At 43.2% G+C, this 13,847-nt stretch carries 9 protein-coding genes, 1 tRNA gene and 1 pseudogene; 5 read left to right on the forward strand and 6 right to left on the reverse strand.

Annotated features, from left to right (window positions below; all coding sequences use genetic code 11):
• Positions 1–38 precede the first annotated feature (38 nt).
• Together P3L47_RS03280 and P3L47_RS03285 are read left to right on the forward strand one after the other, a co-directional pair.
• The gene (locus P3L47_RS03280) at positions 39–1,175 is read left to right on the forward strand and encodes an AI-2E family transporter (RefSeq protein ID WP_277782669.1); all 1,137 of its coding nucleotides are present in this window, start codon (positions 39–41) and stop codon (positions 1,173–1,175) included.
• Positions 1,176–1,285: 110 nt separating this feature from the next.
• Positions 1,286–1,358, forward strand: a tRNA-Lys gene (locus tag P3L47_RS03285).
• Between the two features lie 188 nt (positions 1,359–1,546).
• Here the strand turns inward: P3L47_RS03285 and P3L47_RS03290 are convergent.
• A pseudogene (locus P3L47_RS03290) lies at positions 1,547–2,487 on the reverse strand (type II toxin-antitoxin system death-on-curing family toxin).
• A 117-nt stretch (positions 2,488–2,604) separates the two neighbouring features.
• Positions 2,605–3,051, reverse strand: coding sequence for an HU family DNA-binding protein (locus P3L47_RS03295; protein ID WP_277782670.1), 447 nt, complete (start codon positions 3,049–3,051; stop codon positions 2,605–2,607).
• 198 nt (positions 3,052–3,249) lie between these two features.
• Here P3L47_RS03295 and P3L47_RS03300 point away from each other — a divergent pair, with 198 nt between their 5' ends.
• Both P3L47_RS03300 and P3L47_RS03305 read left to right on the forward strand, forming a co-directional pair.
• Entirely contained in the window at positions 3,250–3,474 is a 225-nt protein-coding gene (locus tag P3L47_RS03300) for a DUF4248 domain-containing protein (RefSeq protein WP_122361174.1), read from the forward strand.
• Between the two features lie 151 nt (positions 3,475–3,625).
• On the forward strand, positions 3,626–3,922 hold the full coding sequence (locus P3L47_RS03305; RefSeq protein WP_122361175.1) for a helix-turn-helix domain-containing protein: 297 nt from the start codon (positions 3,626–3,628) through the stop codon (positions 3,920–3,922).
• 246 nt (positions 3,923–4,168) lie between these two features.
• On the opposite strand, the gene P3L47_RS03310 is transcribed toward P3L47_RS03305, so the two are convergent.
• The 4 genes from P3L47_RS03310 to P3L47_RS03325 form a co-directional block, all read right to left on the reverse strand.
• Complete coding sequence (locus P3L47_RS03310) at positions 4,169–6,319, reverse strand: VapE domain-containing protein (RefSeq protein WP_277782671.1); 2,151 nt, start codon at positions 6,317–6,319, stop codon at positions 4,169–4,171.
• Positions 6,320–6,408: 89 nt separating this feature from the next.
• Complete coding sequence (locus P3L47_RS03315; protein ID WP_277782672.1) at positions 6,409–6,780, reverse strand: hypothetical protein; 372 nt, start codon at positions 6,778–6,780, stop codon at positions 6,409–6,411.
• 264 nt (positions 6,781–7,044) lie between these two features.
• Positions 7,045–10,890: a DUF6383 domain-containing protein gene (locus P3L47_RS03320; protein WP_277782673.1), complete on the reverse strand. Its 3,846-nt coding sequence runs from the start codon at positions 10,888–10,890 to the stop codon at positions 7,045–7,047.
• Between the two features lie 459 nt (positions 10,891–11,349).
• Positions 11,350–12,702, reverse strand: a complete 1,353-nt coding sequence (locus tag P3L47_RS03325; protein WP_277782674.1) for an MATE family efflux transporter — start codon at positions 12,700–12,702, stop codon at positions 11,350–11,352.
• 147 nt (positions 12,703–12,849) lie between these two features.
• Here P3L47_RS03325 and P3L47_RS03330 point away from each other — a divergent pair, with 147 nt between their 5' ends.
• Positions 12,850–13,779 (forward strand): DMT family transporter, encoded by a 930-nt coding sequence (locus tag P3L47_RS03330; RefSeq protein WP_277782675.1) that lies wholly within the window; start codon positions 12,850–12,852, stop codon positions 13,777–13,779.
• Positions 13,780–13,847 lie beyond the last annotated feature (68 nt).

Raw genomic sequence — 13,847 nt, forward strand, 5'->3', positions numbered from 1 at the left:
ATTTTATCTTTGTCACAGGCAAAGATAAAAATTAAAATATGAACTCATTATTTGAAAGGCCATTTACATTCGACCGTGTCACACGTATCGTATTCAGTATCGTCATCATCGGCGCATTGCTCTATCTGATCACCATACTGCGGACCGCGTTGCTTCCCTTCCTGATCGCATGGTTGCTGGCTTATATGATGCAACCTTTCGTGAAGTTTTTCCAATACAAGCTGAAGCTGAAAAGCCGTATCCTGGCTATCATAGCCGTGATCATCTGCGCTTCGCTCGTTATCGGTACGGCAGCTGCACTGGTTGTTCCCTCCATCGCCCAGGAAGCCGAGAGAACTCTCAGCCTGATGCGTACGCACAATCCGGGTGAAGGACATATCCCGTTGATCCCCGAGTCCTGGATCACGTATCTGGAAACCAATGTGGACATCAACCAGCTGATGGAGCTTCTCAGCCGCGAGAACATACAGAATGCCATCAAGCAGCTGGCTCCCAAAGTATGGAATATCCTGTCGAACACTTTCTCCATCCTTTTCAGCATAACGATTATCTTTGTGATCCTGTTATATTTCATTTTCATCCTGCTGGATTACGAGAAGATAGCCAACGGATGGATCAACCTGATCCCGGCGCATATCCGTCCTTTCGCCAAAGGGCTTGCCGACGACGTGGAGCAGAGCATGAACCGCTACTTCCGCGGCCAGTCGCTGATCGCATTGTGTGTCGGTGTCCTGCTGGCTATCGGATTCAAGATTGTAGGTTTCCCGTTGGGGGTCACACTCGGGCTGCTTATCGGAGTACTTAACCTGATCCCTTACCTGCAAACGATCGGACTGATCCCGATGATTATCCTCAGCTTACTGAAGTCGGCAGAGACAGGACAAAATTTCTGGATCATTTTCGGATCGGGATTGCTGATACTCGGAATTGTCCAGTGCATCCAGGATTTATACCTTACGCCCCGTATCATGGGAAAAGCGATGGGCCTGAATCCTGCCATCATTCTTCTTTCTTTATCCATTTGGGGAACTTTACTCGGATTTATCGGATTGATCATCGCATTACCGCTTACGACACTCTGTCTCTCTTATTATAAGCGTTTTATCTTGCTGGAAGGGGATATTATTCCTCCTCCGCCAGCCGATATTCAACCGGAGAAGAAAGAAAAAAAGTAACTTTTTTCAAAAAAAATATCCATCAGCTATTGCAAATTAAAAAATAAACTCTACCTTTGCACCCGCAATACAGAAGTAAAGCACACCGCAATACAAAGTATGCACAGGATGATTCGCTAGCTCAGCAGGTAGAGCACATCCCTTTTAAGGATGGGGTCCTGGGTTCGAACCCCAGGCGGATCACTCAAAAAAAAACAGCTTCAGATTTATTCTGAGGCTGTTTTCTTTTTATAACTCGCCTAAGTTATTCACAACCGTGTTACAAGCTTTTGTTCATATCCTATCAACAAAACAGTTAAAGCAACTAATATCAATAAATTAACCTGTTGATAACTATGTTGAAAAGCCTGTTGAAACAGGGTTACTACTTTTTATATGCAATTCATAATAATACTAACCATCATTTCCTTTTCTTCCGTTCTCGACTCAGCAATCATAATAGTCAGTGCCACCAACGTATGATCAGCAATGCGCTTCTGTCCGTCTTCATCGTAAAGAATACCGTTCTTATCCAAGAAATAGAGAAAGACAGTAGCCGCAATACGTTTGTTGCCATCGCTAAAGCTATGATTTTTGGTGACAAAATAGAGCAAATTGGCAGCTTTCTCTTGTAGCGTTGGATAGACATCCTCTCCAGCAAAACTTTGATAAACATACCGATACTGCCTTTAAAAGAATCGTCCTTCTCATGCCCGAACAAGTCCGAATCGGCATTGAAACGCATTTGGTCAATAATATTCCGGCATTCTTCATAAGTCAGTACATAGGTTGCTTCGCTTCCCTTAGGACGTTGCATACATTGATGGTCGTAATCATCAAGCAGGGTCAGTGCCGTATTATAATTCTCAATCACGTTCAGCACTTGTTTGGCATCGAGAGCGTTCTGAGTGCGTTTCATGATACGAATAACTTCACCAAGTTGTTGCAGACGTTGGTCGTTAATGGCATAACCTTTGATGACGTAGTCTGTTAAGACAGAATTAGCCCACTTACGAAAAACCACACCTCGTTTTGACTTAACTCTATACCCTACCGAAATAATCACATCAAGATTATAAAATTCCGTCTGTCGAACCTGAGTTTTTCCCTCAATAGCACCATGACGTGTGGTGGTCGCAAATTTTGCGACTACCACTTCACCTTCTAATTCTTCGCGCAGAGCATTGGTAATGTGCTTACCAATCGTTTTCACATCTCTATCAAAAAGTTCAGCCATCTGCTGACGGTTTTACCATACGGTTTTTTCATTGATTGATACCGGCACTTCCAGTGTCATTTCATTATCTCTGAATATTACAATCTTATTTTCCATATCGCTAAAATTTTGATTACACACTTCCACAAAGATAACGAATTCTTTGATAACAAATTACAAATCAAAAGAAAACAGCTTCAGATTTATTCTGAGGCTGTTTTCTTTTTAGGATTACTATTCGATTACCGGGCGATCGTCCTCACCGTCGTCTTTGGGCGGTGTGATATTGATAGTTGTTCGCTCTCCTTTTGCTGTTTGCGTCGTGTTCCGCAAAAGGGTACCGGGACGGAAACATAAACGTGCTTTCTTCAGCAAGGTTGAAGAGAAAGTTTCCACAGTCTCACTACCCTTACTCCCCATAATCAGCTGCAAACTACCGAGTTCCCCAAGCTGTATCACTTCACCACGTTCGAGTGCCTTCGTTGCAAATTTAACCATGCGGTCGAGAACCACTTTGACATCACCGCTCGATGCCGTTGAACTCTCCGCAATCAGATCGCATAATTCTTCAAAGCCACAGGTGCGCGTTGCACGTGTCTGGGCATAATAAAGCTTTTCCTTACCTGCTTCTACTTCTTTACTCATGTTTTTTCTGAGAACCAAATGATACTGTACTGCCATAATCTGTATTGTTTTTAATAGTTGATAAATCGCGTTGTAATTAATTACAATGTAAAGATAGGGCAGCCGGATACCCCTACTGAAACCTGGGATGACGGGACGTGACGATGCGACACTTTATTTCGTTTATTAATCAATCAAACCCTTGTTTATCTTACTCTTAATAGCTATATTTACAGTAGAAAAAACACAGAAACCATGGAACAAAAAACATTTATCATCCGGGCATACGGTGTCGGCGAACTAGCCCTACTATACAATCCCCACCTCTCCCATCGCGGAGCCATCATGCAACTTTGGCGCTGGATCAACCATCACGGCATCCTCAAAGAAAAACTAACCGCCCTGGGTTACCATCCGGGAACACGCTGCTTCACCCCTAAACAGGTAGAATGTATTGTGGAACATTTAGGAGAACCTTAAAAAATAATCAAAAAATATTTCATTTTTATTTGCCTTATCGTAACTTATAAGTTACCTTTGTAACAAAATAAAAAGCCAGCTATGAAAAAAGTAAGAACAATTATTGCCTATAAAGATTATTTTGAACAGTTTTTGCTGTCACAACTAGAATATGGAAAATAATATAAAATCATGGAGCGATATTAAGGATAGTGTTTATGGTGAAATCGGAACACAACGCAGAGACGAACTTGAAAGAGAGTTTGAATCCTTAAAAATCGGATTGCTACTTCGCCAGGCTCGCGAAAAGAAAGCAATAACGCAGGAAGAATTAGGTGCACTTGTGAATAAAAAGCGTTCATATATTTCAAGAGTTGAAAATGATGCGAGTAATATCACCCTGAAAACACTTTTCGATATTGTAGAGAAAGGTTTAGGAGCTAAACTTCATCTTGAAATAGTCTTTTGATTATAATAAAAATAGCTCCCGACCGAAAAGAAACGGGTCGGGAGCTATTTTTTTTCGGTCAAGAGCTGTTTCGGAAAAGGGTACGGGACGATTTCGGGTGGAGAAGGTGGAGATAAAAAGGTGTTTTGGGTAACTTTTATAAATAGTTGGAGACATTTTGGAGGAGTACCGATGCTAAATAGGAATATACAATATATTAAAAGTAGGGAAATACGTTTTCATCTCCACCTTCTCCACCCGGAAACATTAGAAAGGCAAGGATATTTGCGGATTTTCATTCTCTTTCCCAGGTTCATTATCAGCATGTTCATATTGTTTATCAACCGGTTCATCAACACCTATTTCATAGGAAGAGATTCCCTGCTGGATAGATTTCACTTCGTCGAACGTGAGCTCTATGACAGTAAAAAGACGTTTGCCATTACGAACAAAATGTTCGAAACCTGCCCTTTTCAGCATTTTCCCGAGGTTAACCACGTTGATTTTTGTAATAGGCATACGTGTCTTTTCGGCTATTTTAGCCAGGATTTCACTGCTGGATAACTGCAAAAAAGCCTCAAAACGACGGGGTTTACGAAAATAAGTATAGAACAGCTCTTCTTCCGGACTACTCTGCTGGAAAGGTTCGTTGTTTGCATTGATCTCCGTAATATCGGTGTCAGAGAACCAACATTTGAAACCATCCTTATACAAAGCCAATGCCTGAGCATACACGTTCTTATAATCGACAGGAGACAGATAGTCTATCCGCGCCGCTTCGAAACAAAGGAAACGACGCGAACCGGTACGGTCGCTCAACACCTGGCTGTCATTCACCGTGGCGGCAAACGACGCACGCCGCTCGTAGGTCTCCGAATTATGTGCATAGGCACGCCGCTCGTGCACATAGTTTTTTGTGATCATCGCCTTCAGCCGGTTCAGTTCCATGCTGCTCTGTCCCGAAAGCTCGTCCAGGAGGATCAGGAAGCAGTCACTCAGAAGCAGGGAAGCATCCTTCGAAGAGGGATCGAGATTACCGGAATAGGTGTACTCGCGCAGTTCGGGCGGTACCAGGTTACGGCACCAGGTTGTTTTTCCCAATCCCTGTCCCCCACTCAGCAGCAATACAGTATGATTCTCCATATTAGTGTCTATGGCGCACGCTACGGCGGCAACGAGCCATTTGCGGAGACAGGTCAACCAGTATTCAGGGCGGGTGGTGCTGACGGTCGAAGCTAGCCAGGCAATATGGTCGGTCTCCCCGTCCCAGGCGGGCAGCTTGCTGAAATAGGATTTGAAAGGATCGAACTCTTTACTGAAACCGGAATGGATCACCGAACGCAACTCCGAGATTTTACAGAAGATACCGCTCAGCTGAAGGTTGCACCAGACCGTGTTTTCCCAGTAATCGGTGACCGGATGGTATTTCTGGCTTTTGGCTCTTTTATCGCGATATTCCACCAGGTTACGGACGACATTCTTCCGCAGGTAGAAATGCTTTGACAGATATTCCTGGATACACTCTACTTTCTTCCCGTTTGCTTTTTTCGAATTGGTATTGTGTTCCTCTTTGTGACTATAGGCACTTGTTATCGCGCTGAGTACTTCTTCGGCGGAAAGATCGGTGAAGTTTTCCCCGCAATAGTCTGCCAGCCGTTGCTCGGGTACTCCCAGGCGGTTACAGAGACAAGCGTAATGATAGACGTAGTTGTTGCGATTGCCTTCCTCATACCGTTCCTGTTTGTCGAGTTGCTTACGTGCCTTTTCAAACAAACCGATGGCAGTACGGGCAGGCTTCGGGAGTTTCGCTTCCTGCCCTCGGGGAGGCAGCAGCGGCAGGTCGTCGGGCAACGCTTCGCCGGCATCCTGCCAGTCGTCGAAACGGGGAGAGATATAAAGCGACGGATCACTGGATACGAAGCAGAGGCGGCCCACGTCGCTTCCCGAAGCATCGATCTCCACACCAAGCAGTTGTTCGTACCAAACCTTGACCGTATTGTAAATGATCCGGTGGTTCTTCGGGAGCAGTTCGATATTCACGGCTGACCAGGTGATAATTTTCAGCCCTTGTCCGCCGGGACTCAGAAAGCTGGCAACTGTATAGACAGACTCATTGATCGTCGCGCGCAGGCGAGCGATGGTCTCCACCGGCTGATGGTCGATATCAAGGATCAAAAGCGGATTGTAGCGGGTGATATCAGTTTCCTTACGTACATTCCGATAGGTAGCGGAGACGGTAAAAGCGTTGAGCGAACGTTTGATCCGGTCGGCGGTAGCCCGGTCGCCTGCTTTCAACGCAGCTTGGTGCAGGCTGACAGTTGTTTCATACTTTCCGTCACGGATGTCGTAGAGAATCTCGATAAGCGGCTTGTTACCCTGACAATACCTGAAACTAGTGAAAAGAGTTGCTTCTATCATATCATTTAGATTTAGGAGGTTTACCGGTTATCCGGTATATTTCAAAGGTACAGGAAGCTATTAAATAGCTTCCTGCTTTTTTCCTTTTTTTACGAAAAAGGATCGTCGGGGAAGTAGCTGTCGAAATATTCTTTCACGGCAGAATAGAGACTGTCGAATTTGAGAAAGCCCTGAATCTTCTTATTTTGAATCTTAAAGACTTCATCGATGGCACGCAGAAACTTTTTCGCCTTCGCTGTCCCGTTCACCCGCCATTTGTTACTACGGAGCAAGGGAGCAATGAGTTCGACAAACTCGCTGGTATCACCCTGAAAAACGATCTTCTCCACTTCCACTAGATTTTCTTCAAAATCAACATGGTCGAGTAACCGATTGATGATTCTTGCATTTTTATTTATTTCGTGCAAATTGGCTTCCATCCGTTCGCACTGTTCTCTCAGCTCTCTGACTGCTTCGTTCAACTGAAGGATATCTACTTTTTTTTCATGTTTATTTATTTTATATGATTGGTTTCACAGATAATCTGTAGCACATAAAAAACGAAGCCCCGGCGGAGTGAACCGTCGGGGCTTGTTTTTGTCTGTCTTCGCTCTTCACAGAGATCGAACAGAAGAACTTTATTTCATTACTTTAGTATTAATACTGACCGCTTGTTCACCCTCACGGGATACTTGGTTCGATATCACCACGCAGTCAATTTAAATTTATTGATTATAAATAGTTTCTTATTTTACGATTGCTTTTACAGCGGCTTCACCTTCTACGGCTACTACGACTACACCTGCAGGAGCAGAGATAGTTGCTTCAAAAGAAGTGATTACTGTGTTGGCAATTGTCTGACCAAGTACGTTGCTGATAGTAACTTTCTTGCCTTCAGCACCCTTAACGATTACGGCACCTTCAGTAGCAACAACCTTAACACCTGTTGCTTCGATACCTTCGTTAGATGTAGCAGCTTCTTCAGTCTGTTCTACGTTGAATGTAGCAGCCTGATCCAAGCTAGTAACCAATACAGGAACACTGTTGTGGATACGTACATACTGAGGTTGTGACCATGTATAGTCGTCATTAGCATATACTTTCGGTTCAGCTTCGATATAGAATGCACCGTCTTCAGCAGCCGGATCAACCAAACGGAATGCGAAGGTTGCTGCGTTCATCTGTTGTTCGCCCTTTTCATTTACGAAGCTCAATGTATCGTTAGCAGCCAGTTTAGTTCCAGTGTACTTAGAGTTAACGATAACCATTGTATCGTTTTCGAAGTGAGTAGCCGGTACAAATGCCAAACGAACATTACCCTGATACAATGCCTGAGGATTAGCAACCGGATATCTATCTTCTTTATTCTGATAAGCTGTATCAGTCAAAGCTACCAAGTAATCAGCTGTACGAGAATGGATCTTCTTCGTTGTAGCATGTATACACTTGCTTGCATCTTCAGTCTTTTCACCGTCAGCTGTTATATGCTGGTGGTTAGTAGCATCACAAGGAGCAACTACGATTTCATCTTCCACCCAGTCACCGTTACGTACAGCCAGCATATACAACGGTTTAGTAGTAGGTTCGCCAGTTGCTACATCTTCGCGAACGAATGCTGTATCTACGAACAAAGGCAGAGCTGCGTTAGCTGGTTTGTCTGACAAGTTCACTTCACCCAAGAAGTTCAAGCTATCTTTAGCGATACTGTTGCCATTGTTTGCATTGCGGTTCATTGTATTTTCATACAAGAATGTATTCGGAACATTTGTACGGAAGAACTTAGCCAAGTTAACGTTCATGTCTTCGAAACCATCGTTAGCTACAGTTGCACCCAAGCGACGATATTCAGGACGGTTCAAATTTTCAACAATGAACAAGCTGTTGTTTACATCATACAAAGGACAATTTGCCAAGAAGTTTGTAGAAGTCCCTGCGTAGATCTTTTCGCATCCTAAACTCAAGACGTCAGAATAGTTATTAACTATACGCAAGTTGAACTTATCATCAACACCATCTTTACGGATAGCCAATCTTGACCAATATCCATCAAATGTATATTTTTCAGCATTCCAGTCATAACCAAAACCTTTACCGGCTACGTTTTTGAATTCATATACAGGCACTTTCAAAATATGCTTATCTGTTTTGTAAGTAGTTCCTTCATAGAAACCAACTATACTTTCTACTTTGATCGTATCAACTACTTCATAAGCAACCATTTCAACCGCATTTCCTTTGTCAAGATCCAGGATTGCATTACCATCCTTGTCGGCAGAAACCCAAGCATTGTTTTCATATACAGAAGAGAAGTGAGCGATAGCATAACGTTGGTTCTTCACATCACCCAGCCAGTTGTAACCGTCAGATTCTTTTGCATCTTTAACAGCTTCAATCTTGTACAGGTCTTCACCGTCTGTATAGATATCGTCTGTCTTATCTCCGTTTTCACGCAAAGAGTTCTTTGTGAATGTAAACTTAACATCCTTATCTTCACGGTTTACAGCTGTATACAAGGCTTTTTCTGCATCATAAGTGATTGCCCACTGAGCATCCAATTCGTTATTAACTGTTTTAACCCAACCTTTTTGATCACAACCATTTACAGCGTAAATCTTATTGCCGTTCTTTTCATCCAACTTCGTGATAGTGAAGAAAGCATTCTTCAAGAAAGCGACCGGATCAACAACGTTGTTACCCATGCTGATCTTGATTTGGAACAACTTGTAATCAATAGAAGCACCCAGAGTCTTAGTTCCGTCAGTTGTCAGCTTGAAGTAACCAACAGGAGCAGCTTGCAACTGGTTATCCTTATTCAAAACCTGAACAGTCATGCTGTCGATGCTTGTCAAAGTTTCTAAGTTATCATCTGCACTAACCGGTTTGTGGAATGTTGTGAATACGTCGAACATAGTACGTTCCTTATCTTCCAGTTTACGTTCTGCGATCAAATCCTTTTCAGAAACAGTCGTGAAAGCATATACATACTGGTTAACAGCCGTACCACCTGCATTTGTTTTCTTCGCTACGATATATTCATATTCATCGTCTGCGTTCTTGAATCGGAGAGACACAGCAGTTGCAACATCAGCAGCTTTTACAAATGTTTTTGTAGAAGCATTCCAAGTCATCGGAGCCAGACGGTTGCCAGTGAACGGATCGCCTGCTAATGCTTTTTTAACTTCATCTTCGATAGTGATTGTAAAGCCTGTCTTTTCAAAGAAATACAAGTCTTCTGCTGTCAATGTGTACAAGCCTGATTTGTACAGACCGAAGTAATGAGGTTCCGCGTCTTTTTCATTCAAATTTGCACCATTCAAGTTAAATACGACACCATACCCATAAGGTGCATTTGCTACAGACTGGAAGAAGTCTACATCACCATCTGTCTGTGCTACCGTCAATACCTTACCCGCTTTATTAGTGAAAGTAAAAGTATACTTATGGTCATCATCCAAAGTTTGCTTCATCTTCCACAAATTAGTGTTTGCTGTAGCCTGTTCAGTAGTAAGGCTAGCCACATCTACACAAGTAGGTTTACCGTCTTTATCAGCTGTTACAGCATAAGATTTGCCATCATCACCTTTTACAACTAATAGATAATATTCTGAAGTTTCATAAGAATCCTTGTCAGAGATATTGGCAACCAAGTCATAGCCTTTAATTTCTGCATCCAACTGTGTAACACCAGAAACAACAATTCCGTCATTAGTCTTTATAGAAAGATTTTCAACATTTGCTTTTCCTATAGCTTCTACCAATTGTTCTGTAGTACCTTTGAATACAATAGAAGTTGTCTCTGTAGAAAAATTTAAACCATCAGCACCAGTCAAAGCTGCACCATTAATGATTTCGCCATCCTTCACAAGCGGAGTTACTTGAATACTTTCCACTACAGTGTTATAAGAATCATCAAGTGCTTCAACAATAAAGTCTGCTGAACAATCTTTATATGTGTTATTTGACAAATTGATAGGAGTTTCCAATGCAACAGATCCTTCCGTGTATCCATCTGCAGGCATATTTGCCCAAACTACAATACCGGCAGAAACTGTTTTACCAGCGCCTTCGTGAGATGTTATACTGTTAGCAGTAACGGTATTACCACTAATAGTATATGTCCCTTTGGCATCAGTAGGTAGAACACAAATAGCATTCGCATTACATGTAGCTTCTTTAGCAGAACTTGTAATTACATTACCTGTTAATGTTCCACTTTTAGCAACTAACAAGATTGCATTTTTAGCTTGAGGAGTCGTACCATCAATTCCTGGAGTAGAACCATTTAAACCTTCATTTACGAAAACAACGTTCAAGTTCTTAACGGTAACATTTTCACCTGTAATGATAATCTGACCGTTTAAAGTGTACTTATTATCTTGACCATCCACAACCACGTTATTTTCAGAAATGATCAACGGATTGTTGTAAGCAAGCGTCACATTGCTCGTAAGTTTGTAAGTTGTAACCTCTCCTACCACTTCTTTCTGATACTTGTCTTTAAAGACATCATCATTGAACGTAGCAGCATTCAAAGTAAACAACGCACCGCTAAGCAGTAACGTTGCTACAAGCGTAGAAAACTTTTTGTTCATAAATCTTTAATTTAATATTAATAATAGTGTTACTTAAAAAGCCTTTTCACAAGTCCCGTTTATATCATCGAAATGTTAAATGACGAGTTTAAACGTTCCTTTTTTCTAGTCATTTTTTGGGGATTCGTGAGTTGAAGCGGCTATTTTGTACAAACTTTGCTATTCGGTTGATAAGAAAGGATATAGGAAAAGGAAAATTATTTGGGAAAGTATTGGCGGTTCGGAAAAATGCAGTAACTTTGCTGACGAATTTAAAGGAACGATTTTTCTCGTCATTACGACCTATTAGTAATACATTCTACCTCAGAAAAATAACCATCATTTCACCTCTTTTCCGGATAAGTAATAAATCGATAAAGCCAATTTATAACTCATTGATTTTCAATATAGCATTTTTCGGTTTTGGAGCAGTCACTCAAAAAAGGGAGATTTTTGCCATTTTCGTTGTCTGATTTTGCCCTATTTTATCTTCTTCAGAATCTTCGGAAATTGCCAAAAGAATAACAGCGTACAACAAATGGCTGCGGTAGCATCGGAGATGGCTTCAGCGGCATACACACCTGTCACACCCATAAAGTGCGGCAATATCAGTGCTAACGGGATCAGCAGGATTACCTTGCGAAGCAAAGCGATGAAAATGGATATCCGCGCCTGCCCCAAGGCAACAAACATATTCTGACAAGCACGCTGCAATCCGAAAATGGTCATGCCACCAAGGAAAACAGGCATCGTCCATCGTACAGTCTCTATCAAATTCGCGTCGCTGGTAAAAGCAGATGCTATTGTGGAAGGGAATAAGATCATGAACAGCATCAGGATCAGATTGAAAGAAAACATCGTGACCAGTGCGATACGGAAACACTCCTTCACTCGCTGCTTGTCGCCATGGCCATAATTATAACTAACTATCGGGACAAAACCCTGCGCAAATCCTGTCAGCGGCACACTCGCAAACTGCATCGAAGTCTGCAACACCGTCAAGGCACTGACGTAAATATCCCCGAACTCTTTCAGACTACTGTTCAGCACAAAGCCGACCAGGCTTTCGGTACTCGCCATGATAAACGGAGAAACACCCAAAGCCAGCATCGAAAGCACAATCCCTTTGTCCAGCTTCATATAACGCCGTTCCAAAGGCAAAGACGCACGTCGGGAAAAGAGGAAAAACAACACCCACATGGCACTGCAAGCCTGTGAGATCACCGTTGCCAACGCAGCCCCTTTCACTCCCATGTCGAACCCAAAAATAAAGATCGGATCGAGAACGATATTCAGAAAAGCACCGATCAGCACCGAACACATGGCGACGGCAGGCCGCCCCTGCGCATTGATAAAAGAGTTCAATCCTGTGGAAATCTCCACAAAGATAGTACCCAGCAAATAAATGGAAAGATAATCGACCGCATACCCCAGCGTATGCTCGGAAGCACCGGTAAAAAGCAGGATGGGCTCCATAAAGGTATAGGCGACGGAAGAAGTCAGTACGGTAAACAGGATCAGCAGAATGAAACCATTCCCCAATATTTTTCCGGCACGCTTGCGGTCACCCTGCCCCAGGGCAATGGCGGCCAGCGGCGCACCACCTCCTCCGACAATCGCCGAGAAAGAAGAGATCAGCACGACGAGGGAGATGGTTACTCCCACGCCCGCCAATGCATCCGTTCCAATGCCCGGTATATGTCCGATATAAATACGGTCGACAATGCTGTAAAGCAAGTTGACGAATTGGGCTGCTACAGCCGGGAGTGCCATTCTGAAGACCAAAGGCAACATGCGCTCGGTCCCCAGACGTTCTTCATATTTATTTACCATCTTGAATCTGATCGCCTGAAATGTTGCAAAGGTACGAGAAATAGTATTAGATAAAACAAAAAAGACAGAAGAGTATTGTATATGTAAAAAGGACAATATACTTTTGCCCGCCATTACTGATATATAAATTAGCTAATATCTACCTATATGAATGCAAAGGTTAAAGGGTACATGCTGGGGGCGATCGCAGCAGCCACTTACGGTATGAATCCCCTTTTTGCTCTTCCGTTGTACAAGGCGGGAATGGATCCTGACTCGGTACTTTTCTTCAGATACCTGTTTGCCATCCCCGTGCTGGGAATCATGCTAAAAGCAAGAGGCAGGAATTTTAAGCTATGCCGGAAAGATATACCGCCATTGATCGTCCTGGGATTCCTGGTCGCTTTTTCTTCATTGGCGTTGTTCCTGAGTTACAATTACATGGAAGCCGGCATTGCGTCGACCTTGCTGTTCGTCTATCCGATCATGGTAGCCCTCATTATGTCGTTGCTCTTTAAAGAGAAGCTGACCCTGCAGACGGTCTTATGTATTATGCTGGCTTTGGGCGGTATCAGCTTACTTTACAAAACGGGAAGCGGTGCAACGCTTAGTACGACAGGGGTACTTCTGGTCATGGGTTCCGCACTGTCCTACGCCATTTACATTGTCGGCGTAAACCGTCCGAGACTGAAGGATATAGCGACACTTAAACTGACTTTCTACATCTTGCTTTTCGGAATGCTGCTCTTTCTGATCCGCGTAGATTTCGGAAAAAGCCTGCGCATTGTCGAGGACTGGTACCTGTGGGGTAATTTACTGGCCCTGGCAATCTTTCCCACCGCCATATCCTTCCTGTGCACCACGCAGGCGATCCAGTATATCGGCTCTACGCCGACTGCCATCCTGGGTGCGCTGGAACCTCTGACTGCCGTATTCTTCGGAGTAACCATCTTCGGTGAGGTGCTGACACCCCGGCTGGGTTGCGGAATTATAATGATCATCCTGGCAGTAACGCTGATCATTGCCGGAAGCAATGTCACGACTTATCTGATCCGTTTCAGAAAGCTATTTCCCCGGCTTCCGTTCCCCCGAAAATAAGAAAACTAAGAAATGCCCAGCCAAAACTATTTTATATGCCGTTAATTCTTTACATTTGCCACAAAAAT

This window comes from Parabacteroides chongii, from assembly GCF_029581355.1.
Lineage (GTDB): Bacteria > Bacteroidota > Bacteroidia > Bacteroidales > Tannerellaceae > Parabacteroides > Parabacteroides chongii.